Origin of the sequence: Hymenobacter sediminis (assembly GCF_003231285.1) — a bacterium.
GTDB classification, from domain to species: Bacteria; Bacteroidota; Bacteroidia; order Cytophagales; family Hymenobacteraceae; genus Hymenobacter; species Hymenobacter sediminis.
In genome coordinates this window covers 261,896-284,008 of sequence record NZ_QKNS01000003.1, presented here as the reverse complement: position 1 = coordinate 284,008, position 22,113 = coordinate 261,896, and the positions used below count along the sequence as shown (strand labels likewise).

The window sequence follows — 22,113 nt, the reverse complement described above, 5'->3', positions numbered from 1 at the left end:
CCGAAACCAGCAACGGGGCCGGTTGAATCGGGGCGCAAAGGTACGCGGCCGGATGGTAGTACGGATGCCAGCCGCATGCCGTTGGCATCCGTACTACCATCCCTACCCCCTTCAAACTACCTAACCTTATGAGGTTGAGAAAATGCTCAGAGCTCCGCTTTGGGCATTTTCACTTGTTTAATGAGCGTTTTTCAACGGATATTCGTTGGCCTTCTGCTACTCTTTATAACTGCTTTATGAAGCGCCTTACTTCGCTGTTTCTGGCCTTAGCCACTTTTACTACTTTTAGCTGCAACCGCACTCCCAAAGCCATTGACCCCGCCTCGGCCCAGGCCGTGAAAGTGCAGCTGGATATTCTGCAAGATACGGTAGATGCCCGCTGGACCGAAATGGTAGCTTCCGACAACGACAAGCTGCGCGACACCCGCCAACTGCTGCGTGAGCTGACCACCCAGCCCGGCGCCGATCGCACCCAACTAGCTCAGCTTCAGTACGCCAACGACCGGCTGGTACAGCGCCGCTACACCCAGGAGAGCATGGCCGAATCAGCGAAAATTGATGCTTATGATACTGCCCAGGACTCACTGCTGCGGGTGATTTATCAGGTAGCCTTACCCGCCGACCGAGAGCCCGCCAGCTCAGTCAAAACCCTTACCGACCAGATTCAGGCGGCCGACGCGGAGTTGGTGAATTACCGGGTGCGCTACGACCAGGCCGCCAGTCGCTTCAATAATTACCTGCAAGTGCACACGGCCGAGCTGGAGCAATTGGGTGGTAAGTACAGCAAGCTCAAGCCCCTACCTCTCTTTACCTTACAAAACTAGGGTAATATTTCCCTACTCCCTCTTTCCACGACAAAGCCCCGGACCAATTGCTTGATCCGGGGCTTTGCGCTTTCAGTGAAGGAAGCAGCTTACAGCTTGGCCATTTCGTCGCGCACGAAATCGGCGAGGGTACGCAGGTACTCTGTGCTGAAGTCGAAGCGAATGCCGGCGGCAGCATAGATTTCACCGATAGGCGCTGTGTAGCCTAAGGCTAGGGCGCGTTGGTAGCCTTGCAAGGCCGCCTCGGGGTTTTGGCGGAAGTTGCGCCACACAGCAATGGCTCCGAGCTGCGCCATAGCATACTCGATGTAGTAGAACGGCACTTCGTAGAGGTGCAGCTGTTTCTGCCAGAGGTAAGGCTTCACATGTTCCAAGCCCTGCCAGCTCACAGTGCGCTGGTTGAACTCATCAAAAATCTGGACCCAGCGCTGGTGACGGGCTTCCTCGGTGTGCTCCGGATTTTCGTACACCCAGTGCTGAAACTTGTCGATGGTAGCTACCCAGGGGAAAGTTTCCAGCACGCTTTCCAGGTGAGTTTTCTTGGCCCGGCGTAGCTCGTCTTCATCCGTAAAGAACACGTTCCAGTGGTCCATGCTGATTAGCTCCATGCTCATGGAGGCCAGCTCAGCTACCTCTGATGGCGGGTGCTTGTCGGCGCTGAGGGGTAGGCGGCGGGTCAGGAAGCTGTGCACGGCGTGGCCGCCCTCGTGCAGCATGGTTACCACATCGCGCAGGGAGGAGGTGGCGTTCATGAAGATAAACGGCACTCCGGTTTCGTCGAGGGGGTAGTTGTAGCCGCCGGGGGCCTTGCCCTTCCTCGACTCCAGATCGAGGTTGCCCATTTCGCGCATGGTACGCAGGCACTGACCCAGGAAGGGGTCGAGACGGTCGAAGACCGTGACGGTTTTCTCCAGCAGTTCCTCGCCGGTCTCAAAGGGCCGTAGCGGAACCTTGCCCGAAACGTCCACATCCAGGTCCCAGGGGCGTAGCTCCGCCAATGCTAGGTCCTGGCGGCGCTCTAAGTCCAGGTCGTCAATCAGGGGTACTACCGTTTCCCGGATGGCCTGATGGAAGTTGAACGTATCCTGCGGGGTGTAATCGAAGCGCCCCAGGGCCGCGAACATGTAGTCGCGGAAGTTGGTGAACCCAGCGTTGCGGGCTACCTGGTGGCGTAGGGTAATCAGCTCGGTGTACAGAGCATCGAGCGGCTTGGCATCCTGGAGGCGACGCTCCTGGATGGCGCGCCACGCCTGCTCGCGCACCCCACGGTCGGGGCTTTTAAGGCGGTCGGCGGCGCGGGGCAAGGTCAGTTCTTCGCCGTCCAGCGTCACCGTCATGGCTCCGGCTATGGCGGCGTATTGCTGCTGCTTGGTGCTGATTTCGGTTTTAAGCGGAATGTTCTCGGCCCGGTAGATTTCCAGCGCCTGGCGTACCGAGCGCACGAAGATGCGGTAGCGCGCGGGGTCCAGTTCATCCAGAAACTCCGAGGCTATCATTTTCTCGTTCAGGGCGTGGTCATAAGGAGCCACGTTGGGCTCAATCTCACTCACGAAATACTGAAACGCCTCGGCATGGGTCTGGTCCTGCGTGTCGCAGGTCATGCGGATGTAGCGCCAGGCCAGGTCCTCGCTCAGCACTGATTCCAGCTCCGAGCGGTTCAGCAGCCATTGCTCTAGCTCAGCAGCCGAGTGAATGGTTCGGTCGCGCAGCTCAATAAAGTACGGTTCAATGGCAGACCATTCCGTTACAGTAAACGACTCAGGAAGGTATTGTCGGGGCGGACGCTGGGTCTCGGTAGCCAGGTCGGCCGCGGGGGCAGAGTATGTCATAACTTACGTAAAAAAGGCAGACCGCGAGGCACGCTGCAAAGGGGTTGTACTTCGAACATGCCTGCCAGGTTTAAACAATGTAGCAACATAATCACTACCTGTTAACCTGAACAGAAATAACCGTTTTCCGGGGCCGGTTGTTCGGCTGCGGGCAAGCAAAGTAGGCCATTGCGAAAAGATGCGGTGGCTCTTTGCCTACCCCTGCTTTCCGCCTCAATCCTATAGCAACGCTAGTCTATTTCGATTACTACGTCAGCCGTGAGCGGATGGCCTACGCAGGTCAGCACGTAGCCTTGTTTTATTTCGGAGTCGGAAAGACCTTCCCGCTCATCGAGGTGAACCTTGCCCGAGAGACACTTGCCCCGGCAGGCCGTGCACAGGCCCGCCTGGCAGGAATATGGCAGGTCGATGTCCTGGTCGAGGGCCGCCTCCAGAATGGTTTGGTTGGGTTCTACCGCAAATTGGTACTCCGAGCCCTCGTAATTAATTGTAACAGTGTAGGCGCCGGGCTTGTCATCCGCAGCCGTCGATACGTCGCCGTGGCCGCTGGGCTGAGCAGCAGCCGTTTCGCTGGCATCAGCGGCAGCCACAAAACTTTCGCGTCGGATGCGGCTAGCCGGCACGCCCAGCAGTTCCAGGGCAGCGTGGGCTTCCGTCATCATGCCCTCGGGGCCGCAGAGGAAATACTCGGCCTGGGCCGCCGGGAATTGGTGGCGCTGCTCCAGAATACGCAGCAGCATGGTGCGGTTTAGGCGGCCGGTGTGCTGATGCCCGGAGGTAGGGTTGATGGGCTGACTGTACACATGCTCTACCCGCAGGCGGCCGGCGTACTGCTGCTCCAGGCGCCGCAATTGCTCAGCAAAAATCACCGATTGCTCGTTGCGGTTGCCATACACCAGCAGCACCTGGCTCTGAGGCTCCTCGCGCAGCACGGCTTTTAGCATACTCATCAGGGGCGTGATGCCGGAGCCAGCTCCCACCAGTACAATAGAACGGGCCGAATTGGGCTGGGGTATTAGCGTGAAGTTGCCGAGCGGAGCCATTACCTCTACCTGCTGCCCTACCCGCACCGTATCGAGCAGGTAGTTGCTAACCAAACCACCCGACACGCGCTTTACCGTAACGGCCAGCCGCGGAGCCTCGCTGGGGGTGCTGCTGAGCGAATACGCCCGGCGCTCCTTTTTGCCGCCGGGGCCGCAGGGTAAAATCAAAGTCAGGAACTGACCGGGCTGGCAGGCCACGGCCTGGCGGTCCGGACGTTCGAAGTGAATGGTAACGGCGTCGGGCGTTTCCTGGGTTAGCTCAACGACATTCAGGGTAAGATAGGCACTGCTCATTACAAGGGGGCTTCGGGAAATAGACACCTGAGGGTTCAGGGAAAGAAGGGCAAAAATACAGGATAATGTGGCGTACGCCGTAGCTTGCGCCGCGTTGAGCTTACGTATAAAATCTTGCGCCCACTAAGCCGGAGTGGCCATGGGGCCGTAGCACCTCCGGCCCACGCAGGGCAGCTACGTACTGCTTTCACCATTAGTTTTCACTGGGGCTGCCCCCGGCCGCGCCCGTACTACCCCCTTTATTTCGCCTCATGCTTGCCTCCCTGCTCGAACGACATCAGCACGAATTCGGTCCGGTACTTCCCGTAGACCTGAATGCCCCTGACGTAGCCCGCCTCGATTTTACCGCTGCTAACTCACTGCTCCAGGATGCCGACCTGCGCGATACGGCCGCCTTTGAAGAGTTGGTAGCCCGACTGCTGGAAGCGCAGAATGCTCACATCGGGGTAGGCGGCTACCTCGAGAACCGCGTCATCTACCGCCGCAGTCCCGGCCTGTTCGGCGACCCGGCCGTGCCCGCTCGTTCCCTGCACCTGGGCGTCGATGTATGGTTGCGGGCCGGTACGCCGGTGCTGGCGCCACTGGATGCGGTAGTGCACAGCCTCCAGGACAACGACAACTTCGGCGACTACGGCCCTACTGTCATTCTACAGCACCAGCTCGAAGACACGGTTTTCTATACCTTGTACGGCCACTTGAGCCGCCGCGAAACGCTGCTGCTGCGCCCAGGCATGACCATTGAGAAAGGCGAAACCTTTACAGAAGTGGGCCCCGCACCCGAGAACGGCGACTGGCCGCCGCACCTGCACTTCCAAGTCATAGCGGATTTATTAGGTCTGTCCGGCGACTTTCCGGGGGTAGCCCTACCCGGGGAACGGGAGAAGTGGGCTACCCTCTGCCCCGACCCCAACCTGATTCTGCAGAGCCAGTGGCTGTAGCGCTTACCTAACCACATATAAAAAGGCCCCGCACAAGTGCGGGGCCTTTTTATTACGGCTTGCCAAGAGAAGCTTATTGCTTCACGAAGCGGCCGATGTAGGTGTTCTGAGCGCTGGTAGCGCGTACCACGTACAGGCCAGCCTTCAGGCCGCCGAAGCGCTGATTCAGCTGCTGATTCAGTTGCTCAGCGCGGCCGGTACCCGTGAATACCACACGACCATCAGCAGCGGTTACCTGCAGGCTGAACTCGCCGGTCTGGACGGGCAGTTGCACGGTCAGTACCTCGCGGGCCGGGTTGGGGCTGATAACCAGCTGCTCGGCCCGACGAACCTGCTGCTTGGTGCTGGTAATGGTGCTGAAGGTATAACGCGTCTGCACGGGGTAGTGGTCCGACGTAGTTTTAGCGTAATTAGCAATGCTAGCCGCCACCCCGGTTTCAATTTCCGCCGAATTAGCCAGATAATTAGCCGCCATTTCGTTGGATACTACTACGTGATCAATAATATCGTCGTAGCTGGCCGTCGACTTCTTCTTAGCTAGGCTCAGAGGCAGCGTCAGGGCCTGGTAGTTGGTCACATCATCCACAAACGCCTGGTATGAGGACACGGCCGGGGTGATGCCGGCGGTAATTGTCTGATCCAGGTCGTCGTTGAAGTCGCCCAGAATAATAAAGTTGTCCGTAGCGTAATCAGTATCCAGCTTAGCCTTAAGTGCAATAGCTCCGTTTTTACGACGCTCATACGAGGTAGCGGTAGGGCTAGTGTTAGCCTTGGCGTGTACCAAAACAAAAGTAACCCGCTTGGTAGTGCTGCCCAATGTTACGTCGGCGGTCATAGCGTAGGGGTAGCGCCCCGAAGCCCAGTAATTATAGGCGTCGCACGAGGTACCTTGGTCAGGACAAGCCAACAAGGAAGTAAACGTAGGGTTCTTCACCACGCTGGGGCGATATACAAAGGCCAGCTTCTGAGCCTTTGCTAAGTCGCTAGCATCCCGCACGTTGGAAGCCGTCGTCGATACCATGTACTTGTAGCCGCCCAGTTGCCGCACAATCGTGCCCAGACGTACCGTGTCCACCACTTCAGCCAGCGCGAATACATCGGCGTTCAGAGCGGTCAGCACTTTCTTAACATTTTCTTGCTGTAGGGTCTTGTCATCGGGTCCGAAGCCAGCTTCCGTAGAGCCAAACCACTCTACGTTCCAGTTCACCACTTCCAGCGTGTTGGCTACGTTGTACGTGTTGCCAGTCACATCTATATTAATGGTAGTAGCGCCGGCGCTAGTTACCGTCAGAGTTCCGGTGTACGCATTATTAGCCTGAGTGGGCCGGAAACGCACGGTCAGGTTTTTAGGCGTGATGCTGGCCTCCGAAGCCTCAAAGCTTACGGAGTTAGCGAACGTAGTACCATCCTTTGAAACCTGGAATACTGGATTCGACGAGGTGATGGTAGCACCAGCCGTAAGGTTGCGCAGAGCCACGTTCAGCGGCTGAGTGGAGGTAGTATTTTCAGTCCGGTAGCCGAAGGCAACACTAGTGGGCGTGGCCGACAACGAGGGTGGTGCCTGCGTGCTAGAGTTGCGCAGACGAATATCATCTAGGGTCCAACGGGCGCCTTCATCGGTAGTAGAGGAGTACACGAAGGCCACATACAGGTTCTCCGACTTAAAAGCCGACAAGTCCACGTTATCGGTCAGCGTCCATACGTCGGAACCAGCTACGGGAAAATCTACCGCTACATCGGTCCAGGTTACGCCGGCGGCCGTGGGGCTGCCGGTACCCGTGTAGTTCGTAGATACTTTCACCTGCAGCGGGGCACCATTAAACGCCACACGGCTGTAGAACGAGAGCAGCGGATAAGTAAACGATGCGGTATTCAGGGCCGGCGAAATTAACCAGTCCTCATTCAGCACGTTGCTGCCGTCGGCAAAGCCGTTAATCTGCACGCCGTAGGCTTTGTTAGCTTTCCCAGTGGCATCGGTCGCGTCGCGGCCGAAGGTGGTGCAGCCCCACGTTTGCGTGCCCAGCACACTGAATTGAGCCCAGCCATCAGACAAAGTGGTGGCGCAGTTATCAAAGCTAAACACCCGGTCGTTGGGGTCGAAGCCCGTGCCAGATACTGTTACGGTTTGGGGCGAGGTACCCGCGGTGGTGTGGGAAATAGTCCCCGATACAACTCCGCTAGCCGTAGGCGTGAAGCGCACGTACACCGTTTTGGCTGCGGCCAGTTCTGTGGGCGTGAAAGTCAGCGTGGAAGCAAACGTAGCGTCATCCTTGGAAACCGTGAAGCCGGCCGGAGCCGTTACTGTTACGTCGCCGGTCAGGTTGGCGGCGCTCAGCTGGTAGCTCTGCGAGGGCGAAGTAGTGTTGAGGGGACGGCTCTCAAAAGTCAGCGGCGCCGACGGTACCGTTAGTGAAGGGTCGGTAGCCGCCGGCGCCTGCCAGCTCAAAGTAAAATCGTCAATGGCCGTAGTAGGCCGGTTGCTGGTACCAGCGGAGTTAGCCAGCGCTACAATCCGAATCCAGACCTTCTCACTCACGTTGTTCAGGCGGTTGCCAAAATCTACGGAGATAGTGGTATTGCGGAAGGTACTGCCGCCAGTAGTACCGGAGCCTACAGACTGGAAGGAGGTAGGCGAGTCGCCGGTAGCATATTCTACCCGCCAAGTAGTCGTGCGGGTAGAAGCACTATCAAGTGACTGTAGCTTGAAATTGAGCTTGAAGTCGGTTTTGCCTGTGGTATTCGCGGCCTGAAATACAAAAGCTGCTCCTGGGTCACCAAAGCTGCCTGTCTGCCGTACGCCTAAGGCCCGGTCGGCGTAGGCGCTTTGAACGTCCAAGGAGGCATTGCTTTTCAGACCGTCGGCGGAGGCATAGTTGCCAAACCGGCCATTGGTGCTGCCCCAGGCCGTAGCGTTGGTACTAAACGATGCTACCTCTGTACCAGGGGCCGTGGCTGTAGCTCCCGTCCGGACGGAGAAACCTTCGGGCAGGCCGGTACCGATGTTGTCGAAGGTCTGGACGTAGGAGTTGTTCTGGAGCGTGACTTGCGCCGTGGCTCCGGTGCTCAGCCCGAGGGCTGTCATCAACACCGGAAACACTTGCCGTAAACGGTAAGAGTTTTTCATAAAGGAATGCAAAAGGGTGAAAAGGAGGGGGCTATCGAATGGAAGTTACAAAAGTACCGCAGCAAAATGGCGCGTTTGTTACCAAAATGTTACCAAATACCCAGTAATCAAGAGCCCCCACTGCAAGTCTTGCAATGGGGGCTCTAGTCGCTTAAGATGCTGTAATAAAGTGCAGAATTATTCTACCCCTCTCTTTGCGCCATACCTTGACAAGCGAACTTAAGATTAGTCGAACTTGATGGCGACGACCGGTTTGATGCGGGAGATGAGGTAGGTCGGAATCAAGACGGCTAGCAGGGAGGTCAGGAAGGTAGCGGCGTTCAGTACTACAATCATGAAGGGGTCCCAGTGGATTGGCACGCGGTCCATGTAGTAGTTCTCCGGGTCCAGTGGAATAGGATGGAAGAAGTACTGAATGGCGCAAAAACCCAGCCCAATCAGGTTGCCGTACACCATGCCCCGTACCGTGAGGCTTAGGCCCCGGAAAAAGAACATACTCCGGATCTGGTTATCTGTCGCCCCAATGGCCTTGAGCACCCCAATCATGTTGGTGCGCTCCAGAATCATGATGAAGATGGTGGCCACCATATTAAAGGTAGCCACGAAGATAATGAGTACCAGGAAGATAACTACGTTGCGGTTTAGCAGCTTCAGCCAGTCGAAAAGCTGGGCATACTGGTCCGTTATTTTGTCCAGCTTCAAATCGTAGCGCAGGTTCTCGTAGAGATTATCGGCTACGGGGTCGAGGCGGTTGAAGTCTTTCAGGGTGATTTCCAGCCCGCCTACCAGCGAATCGGGCCAGCTGGTCAGGTCGCGTACTTGCTGAATATCACCGATAACGTAGGCTTCATCGAACTCATCGAGGCCAGTCTGGTAGATGCCGCGCACCGTGAACTGGCGCACCCGGGGCGGGTTCTGAATAAAGTAGAATAAGGCCTTGTCGCCGGGTTTAAGGCGCAGCTTATCGGCTACTTTACGCGAGAGCAGTATGTCATTGCTAGCGGCGGTGTCAGAGAAAGTCAGGAAGTTGCCGGCTACCATGTTCTGGCGCATCGGCGAGCGGCCACTTTTCTCATCAATGCCTTTCAGCACCACACCCAGCACTTCCTCCTTGGTTTTGATAATGGCCGTTTTGCGGGCGAAGGGCTGGATGGACGCTACCTGCGGATTGTGCTGCAGCTCCTGTACCAGCCGCGGCCCGCTGATAGGCTCCACTTCCAGGGAGTTATTGGTATCGTACTTGCTGATTTGCAAGTGGGATCCGAAGGAGAAGATCTTATTCTGGATTTCATTGCGGAAGCCCTCCAGAATAGCAAACGACACCACCATCACGGCCAATCCCATGGCAATGCTGATGATGGCTATCTTTGTCACCGACGAGGTAAATGAACCTGCATCGGCCCCATCGATCTTATTAGATATATACTGCGAGACGTTCACTGGCGTAAAGCTAGACGAATCCCTGCAGTTTTCCACTTTCCTGCGCTGCCCATGCCTTCCTTACTGTCCGCGAGCCTACTAGGCCTTTCCCTGTTGCTTTCCGATTGCGCCCGCCCGCCCCAGACAACCTCCACGGCTCCTGCTGTTGCGGTTCCGGATACGCCGAGTGCTCCACTTCGCAGAACCATTGCTTCGCCGCCCCAGGTAATCTTGCCAGCCGCAGAGCCGCTCCGCATGGGCGCCGAGCAGTTTGAGAGGTACGTGCCGCTGCTAAAAGGCAAGCGGGTAGGCGTGGTTGTGAACCAATCAGCAAAGGTAGGCCGGGCTTTTTTGGTAGATACACTGCTGGCGCGGGGCGTGAACGTGCAGGTCATCTTTGGGCCGGAGCACGGCTTCCGGGGTGAGGCAGCCGACGGAGCTACCATCAAAGACGGTAAAGACGCCCGTAGCGGCCTGCCTGCTCTGAGCTTGTACGGGGCTACCAAAAAGCCTACCCCGGAGATGCTGCGCAATGTAGATGTGTTGGTTTTCGACATTCAGGATGTGGGCACGCGCTTCTATACGTTTATCAGCACCATGCACTACGTAATGGAAGCGGCGGCGGAGCAAAATAAAGAGGTGATTATTCTGGACCGACCAAATCCCAACGGTTGGTACGTGGATGGACCGGTGCTGGAGCCGCAGTTTAAAACCTTTGTAGGCATGCACCCCATTCCGGTAGTGCACGGCCTGACGGTAGGTGAGCTGGCCCAAATGATTAACGGAGAAAAGTGGCTGGCCGGCAACCGCCAGTGCCGCCTCACCGTGATTCCTATGCAGGGCTATACCCACGATACGCGCTACGAGTTGCCGGTGCGCCCCTCCCCTAACCTACCCACTACCCACTCAGTGGCACTGTACGCTAGCCTTTGCCTGTTCGAGGGCACCGACGTGAGCGTGGGCCGGGGTACTGCTATGCCCTTCGAGGTGATTGGCGCACCCACCCAACCCAAAACCCGCCCGTTCAGCTTTACTCCTACCCCCAACCCTGGCTCCACCTCTCCGCCCCAGAACGGCAAGCTCTGCTACGGCCTGGATTTGCGCCAAACGGGCAACGACGTAGGCTTCTCGCTGAAGTATCTGCTGGATTTCTATCAGCAAAGCACCGACAAGGCCAACTTCTTTAACAAAGGCTTCGAGCGGCTGGCGGGCACGGCTACCCTGCGGCAGCAGATTATAGCCGGCAAATCGGAACAGGAAATCCGGCAGTCGTGGGAGCCAGCGCTGGGCCAGTACAAGGCCATGCGCAAAAAGTACCTGCTCTACCCCGATTTCAAGTAAGCGACTTACTACCCCTCATGGCCGAATCAACGCCCCTACGCCTTATTTTCATGGGCACCCCCGAATTTGCGGTGCCTACCCTCGAAACCTTGCTTAACTGGCCCGGCGGCCAAGTGGTAGCTGTGGTAACGGCTCCTGACAAGCCTGCGGGCCGTGGTCGGCAGCTGCAGGCTTCAGCTGTGAAGCAGGCTGCTGAGCGCCACAACGTTCCGGTACTGCAACCCACCAACCTGAAGGCGCCGGAGTTTCAGGAGGAGCTGCGCAGCTATGCCGCCGATCTGCAGGTAGTCGTGGCCTTCCGGATGTTGCCCGAAGCCGTCTGGAACATGCCACGGCTGGGCTCTATTAACATCCACGCGTCGTTGCTACCCCAGTACCGGGGCGCGGCGCCTATCAACTGGGCGCTCATCCACGGCGATACGCGCACAGGTGTCACGAGCTTTTTCCTACGCCACGAAATTGACACAGGTAACCTGATTTACCAGGATGCCGTGGACATTGCGCCGGAAGACGACTTCGGCTCTCTGTACGAAAAGCTGAAACTGGCCGGCGCCCAGCTAGCCCTGCGCTCCGTGCAGGCTATTGCCGACGGCACAGCCCCCAGCACCCCCCAGCAGGAGTTGCCCGAGCTACGCCCGGCCCCCAAGCTGCAGAAAGAAACCGGCCGCCTCGATTTCCAGCAATCGGCGCCGGCTCTGGCAAATTTGGTGCGGGGCCTCTCGCCCATCCCTACCGCCTTCACCCAGCTTCCCAACGGCCGTACGCTCAAAGTATTCAAAGCCCTACCCCTGGACGACGAAGAAGCTAGCGGCCCCGACACCAACGTGCCCGGCCGCTGGTTCACCGACGGCCGTACCTACCTGCGCGTGCAAACTGCCAACGGCTTGCTGGATCTGCAGGATGTACAGCTGGAAGGTAAAAAACGGATGGCGGTAGCCGAATTCCTGCGCGGTTTCAACGCGGCGTCTTTGGCGGGCTAATCTGGCATCACTTAGAGGTTCAAAGCCAGAGCATGCCCGCGCCCTCTGTACAAAAGAACAGCATCTGCCTACCCCCTAAATCGAGCTGAACCCTTGGCTCGTGTCAGCACGGAACCAACCGGTCGGACACCGGAGGCGTCTGATCGGGGACGGTTAGCGGGCCGTATCTACCTAAGAAAACACACGCACAATCTGCACCTATTCGTATGACTGCACTAGTAGTAGCCGTGGCCGAAAACGGCGTAATTGGCGGCGAGAACCGGCTGCTGTGGCACCTTCCGCTTGATTTGAAACACTTCAAGCGGCTCACGCAGGGCCACCCTATTGTGATGGGTAGGCGCACATTTGAGAGCATCGGCCGGCCGCTGCCAAACCGGACCAACATTGTAATAACCCGCCAAACCGATTGGCAGGCAGAAGGCTGCGAAACGGCTTACGCCGTGCTGCAGGCCTTGGAACTGGCCCGCACTTATGATGAGGAAGTTTTCGTGATTGGGGGCGGAGAAATCTACCGCCAGGCATTGCCCGCCGCCGATGTGGTGTACCTGACAGAAGTACATCATGCCTTCGAAGGTGACGTGACGTTTCCGGACCTGAATCCAGCCGAGTGGCGCGAAGAATCCAGAGAACGGCACGAACCCGACGAAAAGCACGCCTACCCCTTCAGCTTCGTCACGCTCCGGCGTCGGCGTTAGTGGCGAGATAGGGTAGCGGTATACTTGCTAGTTGCTCTTTTTGAAGCTGGCTGCCACCTTTAAGCAAAAGGCCCCGACAGAAAATCTGTCGGGGCCTTTTAGCATATGATACCGAAAAAGAGAAGTCGAGCGGCTGGATTTCTCAGCCCACCAAACTCACTATTAACGGAGCAGTACCAGCTTACCCCATCCTTTCTTGAAGGCTTTATCGGCGCTGGTGGCGCGCTTCTCGAACTGGTTGCTGGGGTCGTCCAATACTACCCGGTATAGGTAGGTGCCGTTGGCCAGCCGGTCACCATAGTCATCAGTACCATCCCAGGCGTACTCCGAGATGTTGTTGCCGATGCGTAACGGCCCTAGGTCAGCCATCATGATTTCCTTCACAACCCGCCCGGTCAGGCTCACAATCTGAATTTTCATGTTGCGCGGCACCGTGCTACCCGTGAGCGTGAACACAAACTTGGTTTTGCTGGTAACTGGGTTCGGATAGGGGAAAACGTTGGTGATAGACGAGTTACTAATCACCTCGAACGTGATACGGTAGGGCTCCGAAGCGGCCAGGTTACCCGAGCCGTCGCGGCCCTGCACTTCCAGCGTGTACACCCCATCGGCGAGGGCCTTGGCCTTGCCTGGTTGGTATTCCAAGCGAGCCGTGCCCTGGGCTGAGTCGGCCACAAACGTGATGCCGGCAGCATTCAGGTCCACCGGAATAGAGGAGGTAGCGTTGGGCTGAGTTAGGGTCACAATGAAGGCTGAACGGTCCTTCATCGGCCGCAGACGGTCAGCATCCCGTAGCTGAATGCTGATGATGGGCCGGGCCGAAACGATGTCGCCATTGAGGAGGTGGCGGCCATCGAAAGCGACGTCGAGCACCGGGGGCGTGTCGCGGTTTTCGACCTCGAAGGTGGGTAGGGGCAGTTCGTTGTTGAAGTAGTGCTGCTCCGGCTGGCGGCGCGGATTCATCACCACTATCCCGCTTAGGGTACCCGTCAGGCCCACGATGTTCAGCTTCACATCGTAAGTACGTTGGGAGTGGGCCAGCAGCGGGGCACCTTGGAATACCACGTTTTTCTGCACCGTGCGGTTGGCATTGTCGCGCACCAGAATGGAGGCCACCAGCGGATCTTTGAAGTCGAAATCGGCTACGTTCTGGAAGCTAACCGGAATAGTAAGCGTGCCTGTGCGGGCCTGCTGGGCCAGGGTAGCAGCATCATAGGCCGTGGGGGCCGAAGCAAGAATGGCGTCGCGGCGCACCACACCTTCGGGCACGCCCTGGTAGGTTACCAACCACTGCTCCAGTTGTGGGGCCGGACCTGAGCCCGTTTGGCGGAGTATTGCCCGCAACTGCAGGTACGGATACTGCTGAGCCGAAATGCTACCCAGGGGCTGGTTCCGGTTGGTTATGTTATCGTTCAGAACAGTTACGGCTCCTAAGGAATCAATACCAAGCAATTGCAAAGTGTAGCTCCCAGTAGAACTAGTCCGAATCGTGTGGTGCAAAGTCTGCCACTCCTGGGCCGGACCGATACGGGTAGAAGTAACCGTTGCTTCTCGGGTGCCTGCCGCGAAGCTCCACTGCCCGCCGGGAACAGCCACCTCAATACCGGTACGCTCGTCGCGCCGGAACTGTCCAACGTGGCTCTGCGACCAGCCACCGTTGCGGCCACTGATTACACGGAATGAGCTAACGGCCCAATCCCGGCTTTCGTCGCCCTGGGGAGCGTGCAGGCGCAAGCGCCAGTACCATACTACACTGTCGCGGCCAGCGAAGGTGGGTAGGGTCTGAGTCCACTCGGGCACCATCACGGCGGCCATCGTCGTTTTTCTTAACTGGCCGCTGTTAAAGGTTTGCACGGTGTCCAACTCTATGTCGTACTCCCGGCTGGTCAGGGTAGGCACGTTGTTCTGGCCTACCAGCCGCACGGTAGTACTGCCCACAATCCCAAATTCAGGCGGGCTGAGCGTGGTAACACCACCGGTTAGGAAGGTGTAGGTAGCAGTAGCCTGGTTGTTGGTTTCGTCTTCCTCATCAATCTTATTGGCGGGGTCCACGTCCACTAGGAAGGTGTTCAGTCCGGCAATATTACCCGTGGTGGGGTTGTTGATGAGCAGGGTGTACGTGGTATCGTGGCGGGCCTGGCGCAGGTTGTCGAAGAGCAGCACCTCATTTGGGCGGCCGTTGGCGAAGGAGCGCGTCACCTGAATGCTGAGTGGGCTGCCTGCCATGCTGCGACCCGGGTTATTTACCGTCACGTTCAGGGCGAAGCTAGCGGCAGTAATGGGTATCACCGGAGGTGCGAACTGCACCAAGCTGTTGTCCGTCTGAAAATCGGGCTTGAGGGGTGAGAACAGCTTAAGCGCCGGGTCGCCCTGCCAGATCGTGTTCATAATCATAGCTGTAACCCGATCAGGCTCGGGGTTGGCACCTTGTAGACGCCGGCTTACTTCTCGCTGCACTTCTGCTACTGGTTTGCCGTACCACTGCGGATCAGCAAACAGGAGCTTCATCATTTCGGTGTGCATTACATCAAGGTCGTAGTCAAACCCTAGGTCGGAATCAGCCAAGAAACCAATAATGCCTTTGTCCTGCGCAAGCATGTATTTCTCACCGCCAAACGAGGTAGGCCCCCGGAAAGCGTTACCCGCTGAGCAGCCACTAATGTACCACACCGGGTACTTGCCTTTGTTGACAAACCCGTTTGTGGCCACGTTGATATCAGCAATGGCCCAGATCAGGTTTTCAGGGCCACCGTGCCCGAAATAAGAGATAAAAGAAAGCCCGGCGTTGAAATCAGCCGCCAGATTCAAGGGCGCAGTTGCGTTCGGTATAGCGCCCGGATAGTTAGAGCGCCGGTACGTCTTTATTACCTCGCCGGCGAAGGGAGGCTTGCGCACTTGAGCAGCATATTTATTTAAATACTGAGCGAATACCTCATCCTGCTCCGGGCTATTTCCGCCCGACAGGTGCAGTACATTCCGCCGCCAGGGCTCATATCCTAGGGCCTCGTGTTCTTTTAGTTTGTTGAGGTAGTTGAGTACCTGAGCGGAGGTTTGAGCCGCGATACGGCCCGTGTTCATCCGGGCCACGAAATCATTCTTCTGCCAGTCGGCGGTGAAGAAAGCGTCCGAAATGCCACGCGTACTGGCGGGCACCAAGTTGCGCACCGGGTTATTGCCAGAGCAGTCGTTGAAAAAATCGGGCCGCTGCCGCATAAAGCCGCAGCTGTTCTCGGTGGCACCAATGCCCTTACCTAGTAGCAGCAACGACTGCGGACGGTTGCTGCCAGCCAGCATCCACTGGGCAAACTGCCGCACGGCCAGCGTCGACATTTCCCCGTAATGGAACTGGTCGTAGAGCTGCTGCGAGGTGACTACCAACGTATCCCAGCGGCCACCGGAAGCTGAGGCGCGGTACTTGGCATATTCCCGCACTGGGTTGCTCACGTCGCCTGCCGGCTTCATCAGTATTGGGTGCGAGATAATCAGGAAGTTATGCGCCGCGGGCGAAATTTGTCGGAAGACAATCCGCTTAGCCGGGCGCGGCATCATAGGATAGTTGGTGTCGTATAGTAGCAGGTTGCGCGTGCCACCCGTAGCCCTGGCAAAGCCAAAACCACGCTGGGTTGCTGCAGTACCTGCATTACCTTCCACCCGCTGCACATTGTATACATCAGTTATATCGTAGCCGCGCACCGTGGCCGGAATGGAATCCAGCAGGTAGTAGGCCGGAGCAGCCAGGGTTGAGTCGTTGGAGAAATATACCTGCCGGCGAGCTGGCCACCGGTTGGTTTGCGCGTGCCGGATGCGCACGAAAGCCGCCTGCGCCCGGTCGCCCCAGTTAGGCCGAGGGCTACCCTCTCCTTTTTGCGTAATCGTTATTTGAATGCGTCCTGCTGCATTTCGGTCACTGACCAACAGTGGAAACTGCTTACGAGCGGCATTAAAACCAGAGAAAGTCAACTGGCCCAGTACCCTAGTACCCGTCGGCGACACCACAGCAATTTCCGAAACGTGCTGGCCCATGCTGCCGCCTACCATCTGGATATCGAGCTGCATGTCGGTGGAGCCACGCGCCACCGACCACATGGAGTCCAGCGTCATAGTGACTACATCAACGACATGATTTGTAGCATTATTAGGTAGGTAACGGCGGGCCTGCTGACCGCTCAGAAAACCCTCACCGGCTTCCGCCCAGGGCTGATACACATTTTCTTCGTCGTTTACCCAGTACGAAGCCTGCGAGAATACCTGATATGGCCGATGAATCCGGTGCGGATGGGGGGCAGTGGGCGCAGGGTTCGATTGCTCCATGCGCTTGCCCGGCGCCGTTGACCAAGTCAGGAAGTACGCGGCCGTATCGGTGAAAAGACTATACAACGGTTGCACCTGATCTGAAGGCTTCCGGAACATACCTTTATCCAGCGCCGCGTCATTCTTCTGCCCGAAGAACTCGACAAAGGTGCTGGCATCAAGCGACGACTGGTTGCCACCAACGTGAATGGCTACCTGCCGGCCCCGACGCCAGAGCTGCAGCTGACCAGGACTTACGCCACTGATGCCAGCCTGCTGGAGGTATTGATAATCGAGCCGGTAAATCCCGTCGCGGGCTACCTGTATTTTATAGTACTGCTGGCCGGGCACAATCCACTCGTTGCCGTAGGGCCCCGACTGCCCCTGGGCCAGGGCGGGCCCTAGCAGCAGAAACAGAAACGCCAGCCACCGCAGATTCAGGTAAACTTGTTTCATTGATGAGGTAATTACTTTGTATTGCATGCCTGCACGCAGCAGGTCGATTATCATTCTTATTTAAAGCCGTAGCCCAACGACACGATGATGGAAGTTGGCTGCGACTGTTGGCCTACTTTCTCCACGGCCATCCGGGAAAGGGCCATATCTAAGCGCAGGCCGCTCAGGGCCAAGCCTACCCCCAGGCTGGGCTGCACCTTCCACTCTTCCTTGCCCGTGAAGGATTGCACCTGCTGAATATTGCCGACCCCGCCGCGCAGATATACCAGTTGCTTATAGCCCACCTCCAGGCCCGCGCGCGGATCCACGCTCACAGCTTTCGAGGAAATCAGGGTGTTCCGCTGTCCGTCGGTGCTCAGCTCCAGATCCACCGCGCCAAGGGCGGTAAACTCGCCCGGCAGCTTTACCAAGCGGCTGGCTCCCAGCACAAAGAGGGGTAGGGTAATTTCGGTGCTGCTTTTGGGTAGTTCCAGCACTACGTCGGGTGAGCCCCGGAACTCCTCCGGGTGAATCGTCCAGGCGTTGTAGGTGGTAGTGATGTCGCGGGCCATCAGGGCCAGGCGCCAGTTGTTGCGGTTGTATTGCACGCCGGCGTCAACGCCAAACCCTACGGCATCGGCAAAATTGCCGATGTTTCGGTAGATAACTTTGGCATTAGCGCCTACCTGCAGCCCTTCGATGTTGCCAATCTTGCGAGCGTAGGAAAGCAGTACCGCATAGTCGGCTACGGAGAAGTAGCGGATGTTGTCGTAGTTGATGTAGCCGTAGCTGTTGACCAAGTTCCAGGTGTCGGCAATGTCATCAACGCCCAGGCGCAGCACGCTCAGCCCGATAGCACTCTTGTCATCGAGGGCCATGGAGAAAGCCGCGTAATCGTTTTTCACGATGCCCGAGAACAGCTCGGAGTGCATGAGCACGGCGTCGTACTTGGTTTTCTGGTTGACTAAACCGGCCGGGTTCCAGTAGCCAGCAGTGGCGTCGTCGGCGAGGCTTGCCTGCACTTTACCCATTCCTAGGGCCCGGCCGCCTACCCCAATATTCAAGAATTCGTTGCTGTATTTAGGCGTTTTGGTTTGAGCCAGTGCCGGATTTAGTGCTCCAATGCTCAGGCCCAAGCCCAGCAATAGGGTAGTACAACGGAAAAAGTTGGGCATAGAGAAAGTAACCAAATAGTATCGGGAAAAAGACTGACGCGGCAGCAACGCAAGATACTCATTAATAGTGCGAGCCGGATTGCACTTCTCGGTTAACACTGATTTTCAGCGGCTAAAATACACTACTCGACAGTCTTGTTGTCTGGGCCACTACCCCCTCAGACTTGCCCAACCTGGCGGCTAGCTTATAAGGCCGCTCCCTAGCCCAGCCTTCTATCCCCTTATCAGTCAGAGAAACCTCTTCTGGAACGCAACAAAAATTATTTTCACTAGTACCTTGTGTTACATAGTACCTTTAGTTACCTTTGACTCATTCTTCACCGATATCTGCCTCAGCCCATGAAAGTCGAGAACACCCAAGTGCAGATGCGGAAGGGCATCCTGGAGTTCTGCATCCTGGAAATCATTGCCCGCGGGGAGGTATATGCGTCTGATATGCTCGAAGAGCTAACTTCTGCCCGCATGATTGTGGTGGAAGGCACCCTCTACCCGCTACTGACGCGCCTCAAAAACGCGGGCTTGCTGGACTACACCTGGAAAGAATCTACCAGTGGCCCTCCCCGCAAGTATTACACGCTCACTACCGCCGGCCAAGAGTTTCTGCATCAGCTGCGCTTAACCTGGGAAGAAGTCCAGGATTCCATCCGCATCATCCGCCAGAAGCCTCACGTCAACGGCAGCGCCCCAGCGGAACCGCTGCTTTAGCCTCCCCGCCCGCTCACCTTCCAGTTATTCTTGAATTGTTGCAGCACTGAGATGAAAAAGAATATCAGCATCAACCTTCAGGGCATGATCTTCCACATTGAGGAAGATGGCTACGACGTGCTCAGCCGCTACCTGGCGGAAGTGAAAGCCCACTTCAGCGGCTACCGGGGTCACGAGGAAATCGTGGCCGACATCGAAAGCCGCATTGCCGAGCTCTTTGCTGCCCGCCTCTCGGGCCTCAAGCAGGTGATTACGCTGGAAGACGTGGAGGCCATGACGGCTAAAATGGGTCGGGTAAGCGACTTTCAGACCGCTGAAGACGCCGAAGACGACGAGGAAATTCTGGCCGAAGCGGTAGCCACGGGCTCAGCCCAGGGCACCTACACTGGCGCTCGTTCCTCTTCCTCAGGCTACTCGGCCGGTGCCTCCGGTGCGGCTGGCGCGGCCCCTTCCCCCTCCGAAGCGGAGGCAGGTGCCAAGCGCCTGTACCGCGACATGGCGAACCGCAAGATTGCGGGGGTAGCCGCTGGCCTGGCCCGCTACTTCGCCGTCAATCCCCTCTGGATTCGGTTGGGCTTTCTGGCTCTGCTCATTGTGTTCCCGATTTTGTTCGACAACACGCCGCTAGAGAACTTCAGCGAGAAGCTGCCGGCCATATCCGTCCTGACCTACATCATCCTGTGGATTGTGTTGCCCGTCCGCTACGATGCCACTCCCTCTGATGAGGACCCAGTATTCAAAAAGCTTTACCGAGACACTGATACCGGTAAAATCGGGGGCGTATCCTCGGGGCTGGCGGCCTACTTCAAGGTCGATGTAGTCCTGATCCGGATTCTGTTCATCGTAGGACTGTTTGCCGGGGGCTTTGCCTTCCCCCTCTATATCATCCTGTGGATTCTCTTGCCGGAGGCGAAAACCGCCTCCGACAAGCTCCGCATGCGCGGCGACGCAGTGACCCTTTCCGCCCTGGATAACAACCTGCGCAACAACCCATACGCAGCCGGCTCAGATGCTTCGCCCGTCAACAATCGGCCTGTAGGCACTTTCCTGGAGGATTTCTTTACCAACATCCGGCCCCTCATCAACTTTCTTGGCTCCAGCATCCGGGTAATTGCCGGTGGGGTGTTGGTACTCACGGGCTTCGGCCTGCTCCTGGCCATCACCATCACGCTGGGCGTGAGCCTGGGCATGATTCCGGCCTCTACCAACAACTTTGAGCTGGGCCCGCTGCAGCCGTTCATCCTCTTCAATGACATTTCCCCCTGGGCCGTGTTCAGCTTCTACCTGCTGACCGCCATTCCGGCCCTGGCCATGCTGCTTTCCGGCCTGGGTCTGCTGTTGCGCCGCACTATTCTGAACCGCACAGCCTCCCTGACGCTGCTGGGCTTGTGGCTGCTGGGCGTGGTAGGCTCCTCGGTGGCGGGCACCCGCATTGGCCGCGAGTTTCAGCGCGAGGAAGAAATAACCCAGACAATTCCGCTCAACGGCCTGACCCGCCCGACCCTGGTGCTGGAACGCCGCCAGCTCGACAACGACCAGTGGGTGGACCTGGACATCATTGGCATTGACAGTGGGCAAACGCCTCGCCTGGAGCGCGTCATTTCGGCCAAGGGTTCTTCTGATTCGCTGGCCCGCCGCACGGCTTCCACCTCCACCGTGCACACGGTGCGCGTGCTCAACGACTCGACCGTGAGCGTGGATGACCACTTCACCTTCCAGCCCACAGCCCGCTTCCGCGACCAGGAAATGCAGTTGCGCTTGCTAATGCCCCGCGGCCGCAACTTCCGCATGACGGAGACCTTTGCCGACTGGCTCAACGACGAGGACTACGTGAATGGCCAGCCACCGATTCACCCTGAGAACTTTGTTTTCCGGATGCGCGGCAACAAGGTAGAATGTGTGAACTGCACTGAAAGCGACCTGCGCGGCAACTCTGACACCGATGAGAACAGCGACGACTACGAGGCCGGCCGCGAAGATTCTGACATCGACATTAACCTGAATTTTGATGATGCCGAAGCCTTCAGCACCGATGAAAGCAGCTACGGTTCCGAGCGTCAAAGCTTCGACGAAACCGATTTCGACCACCTTAGCGTGGTAGGCCCCTACCGTGTGGTGGTGCGCCAGGGCAGCAACTACAGCGTGCGCGCCGCCGGCAGCGGCCGGGCCCTGCGGGACATCAAGATTGAGCGTAGCGGCTCCGAGCTGACCATACGCCCCCGCAACCGCGACCTGTTCGATTCGAAGCGCGGCTCTTCCGAAGAGGTTCTGCTCACCATTGAAACGCCAGAGCTGAATGATCTGGAACTGGTGGGTGGCACCCGGGCCCAGGTAAGCGGCTTCAACTCCGGCGACCTGCGCGTGCAGCAGGCCGGGGGCAGCCAGCTCCGCTTCCAGGGCGACCTGAAAGAGCTGCGGCTGGAGTTGGCCGGTGGGTGCCGCGCCGCCCTGCAGGGTAGCGCCGACAACCTGCGCGTGGAAGGCACCGGAGGTTGCGACATTGCCGGGGCCGACTTCACCGCCCGCCGTGCCGATGTAGACGCCATTGGGGGCTGCAAAGTGCGCCTGCGGGTAACCGAAGAGCTGGATGCCGATGCTGTTGGCGCCAGCGTGGTAGAGTACAGCGGCAAGCCGGGTACCGTTCGGCGGGATGCCGTTGGAGCAGCAACCATTCGTGCTATCGACTAGCTTATTTACTCAGCTAGCCAGGGCTTCATGCGGAGGCGCTTGCCTGACGTGTAGCGCAACCCAGCTCCTCTTCATTCGTTTTACATCCCAGAAGATAAATAGTTAGTTGCCTGAATTACTCAGGCAACCATCTTCTCTCAGTTGGTATCTGTCGTTTTGTCTGGACGACACAAAAAAGGGTCTATCTAGTGAGTGAAAAGGTGAGACCCGAAGGAAGCTACGGCCTACCCCCCTGCTGCAACAGGAAGGCCGCAGCTTCCTTCTTTTTTTGTGAAGTAGCGAGATGCGAAATGGTGAGCTTCCTGTTCTGACAGAGCAGATTGATTCAAGGCT

The 22,113-nt window shown here is 57.6% G+C and carries 13 protein-coding genes; 7 read left to right on the top strand and 6 right to left on the bottom strand.

Features of this window, described 5'->3' with window-relative positions; genetic code table 11:
• Positions 1–236 precede the first annotated feature (236 nt).
• On the top strand, positions 237–824 hold the full coding sequence (locus DNI29_RS10285; RefSeq protein WP_110978021.1) for a hypothetical protein: 588 nt from the start codon (positions 237–239) through the stop codon (positions 822–824).
• An 89-nt stretch (positions 825–913) separates the two neighbouring features.
• On the opposite strand, the gene DNI29_RS10280 is transcribed toward DNI29_RS10285, so the two are convergent.
• Positions 914–2,653, bottom strand: coding sequence for a M3 family oligoendopeptidase (locus tag DNI29_RS10280; RefSeq protein WP_110978020.1), 1,740 nt, complete (start codon positions 2,651–2,653; stop codon positions 914–916).
• A 230-nt stretch (positions 2,654–2,883) separates the two neighbouring features.
• The gene (locus tag DNI29_RS10275) at positions 2,884–3,990 is read right to left on the bottom strand and encodes a ferredoxin--NADP reductase (RefSeq protein ID WP_110978019.1); all 1,107 of its coding nucleotides are present in this window, start codon (positions 3,988–3,990) and stop codon (positions 2,884–2,886) included.
• Between the two features lie 251 nt (positions 3,991–4,241).
• Between DNI29_RS10275 and DNI29_RS10270 the strand changes: the two genes are divergently transcribed.
• The gene (locus DNI29_RS10270; RefSeq protein WP_110978018.1) at positions 4,242–4,928 is read left to right on the top strand and encodes a peptidoglycan DD-metalloendopeptidase family protein; all 687 of its coding nucleotides are present in this window, start codon (positions 4,242–4,244) and stop codon (positions 4,926–4,928) included.
• Between the two features lie 73 nt (positions 4,929–5,001).
• Here DNI29_RS10270 and DNI29_RS10265 read toward each other — a convergent pair whose 3' ends face one another.
• Both DNI29_RS10265 and DNI29_RS10260 read right to left on the bottom strand, forming a co-directional pair.
• On the bottom strand, positions 5,002–8,052 hold the full coding sequence (locus tag DNI29_RS10265; RefSeq protein ID WP_110978017.1) for a T9SS-dependent choice-of-anchor J family protein: 3,051 nt from the start codon (positions 8,050–8,052) through the stop codon (positions 5,002–5,004).
• A gap of 225 nt (positions 8,053–8,277) precedes the next feature.
• Positions 8,278–9,426: an ABC transporter permease gene (locus tag DNI29_RS10260; RefSeq protein WP_238388059.1), complete on the bottom strand. Its 1,149-nt coding sequence runs from the start codon at positions 9,424–9,426 to the stop codon at positions 8,278–8,280.
• A gap of 117 nt (positions 9,427–9,543) precedes the next feature.
• Between DNI29_RS10260 and DNI29_RS10255 the strand changes: the two genes are divergently transcribed.
• From DNI29_RS10255 to DNI29_RS10245, 3 genes are all read left to right on the top strand, one after another.
• Positions 9,544–10,812 (top strand): exo-beta-N-acetylmuramidase NamZ family protein, encoded by a 1,269-nt coding sequence (locus DNI29_RS10255; protein ID WP_110978015.1) that lies wholly within the window; start codon positions 9,544–9,546, stop codon positions 10,810–10,812.
• A 17-nt stretch (positions 10,813–10,829) separates the two neighbouring features.
• Positions 10,830–11,792 (top strand): methionyl-tRNA formyltransferase, encoded by a 963-nt coding sequence (gene fmt, locus DNI29_RS10250; protein WP_110978014.1) that lies wholly within the window; start codon positions 10,830–10,832, stop codon positions 11,790–11,792.
• A 206-nt stretch (positions 11,793–11,998) separates the two neighbouring features.
• Positions 11,999–12,487, top strand: a complete 489-nt coding sequence (locus tag DNI29_RS10245; RefSeq protein WP_110978013.1) for a dihydrofolate reductase — start codon at positions 11,999–12,001, stop codon at positions 12,485–12,487.
• Between the two features lie 162 nt (positions 12,488–12,649).
• Here the strand turns inward: DNI29_RS10245 and porU2 are convergent, their stop codons facing one another.
• Both porU2 and DNI29_RS10235 read right to left on the bottom strand, forming a co-directional pair.
• On the bottom strand, positions 12,650–17,233 hold the full coding sequence (gene porU2, locus DNI29_RS10240; RefSeq protein ID WP_162303573.1) for a putative type IX secretion system sortase PorU2: 4,584 nt from the start codon (positions 17,231–17,233) through the stop codon (positions 12,650–12,652).
• Positions 17,234–17,289: 56 nt separating this feature from the next.
• Positions 17,290–18,387 (bottom strand): putative type IX sorting system protein PorV2, encoded by a 1,098-nt coding sequence (locus tag DNI29_RS10235; RefSeq protein WP_110978011.1) that lies wholly within the window; start codon positions 18,385–18,387, stop codon positions 17,290–17,292.
• Between the two features lie 339 nt (positions 18,388–18,726).
• Between DNI29_RS10235 and DNI29_RS10230 the strand changes: the two genes are divergently transcribed.
• Together DNI29_RS10230 and DNI29_RS10225 are read left to right on the top strand one after the other, a co-directional pair.
• Positions 18,727–19,092 carry a PadR family transcriptional regulator gene (locus DNI29_RS10230; protein WP_110978010.1) on the top strand — a complete coding sequence of 122 codons (366 nt, stop codon included), beginning with the start codon at positions 18,727–18,729 and terminating at the stop codon, positions 19,090–19,092.
• A gap of 51 nt (positions 19,093–19,143) precedes the next feature.
• Positions 19,144–21,780 (top strand): PspC domain-containing protein, encoded by a 2,637-nt coding sequence (locus DNI29_RS10225; protein WP_110978009.1) that lies wholly within the window; start codon positions 19,144–19,146, stop codon positions 21,778–21,780.
• The last annotated feature ends 333 nt before the right edge of the window (positions 21,781–22,113 follow it).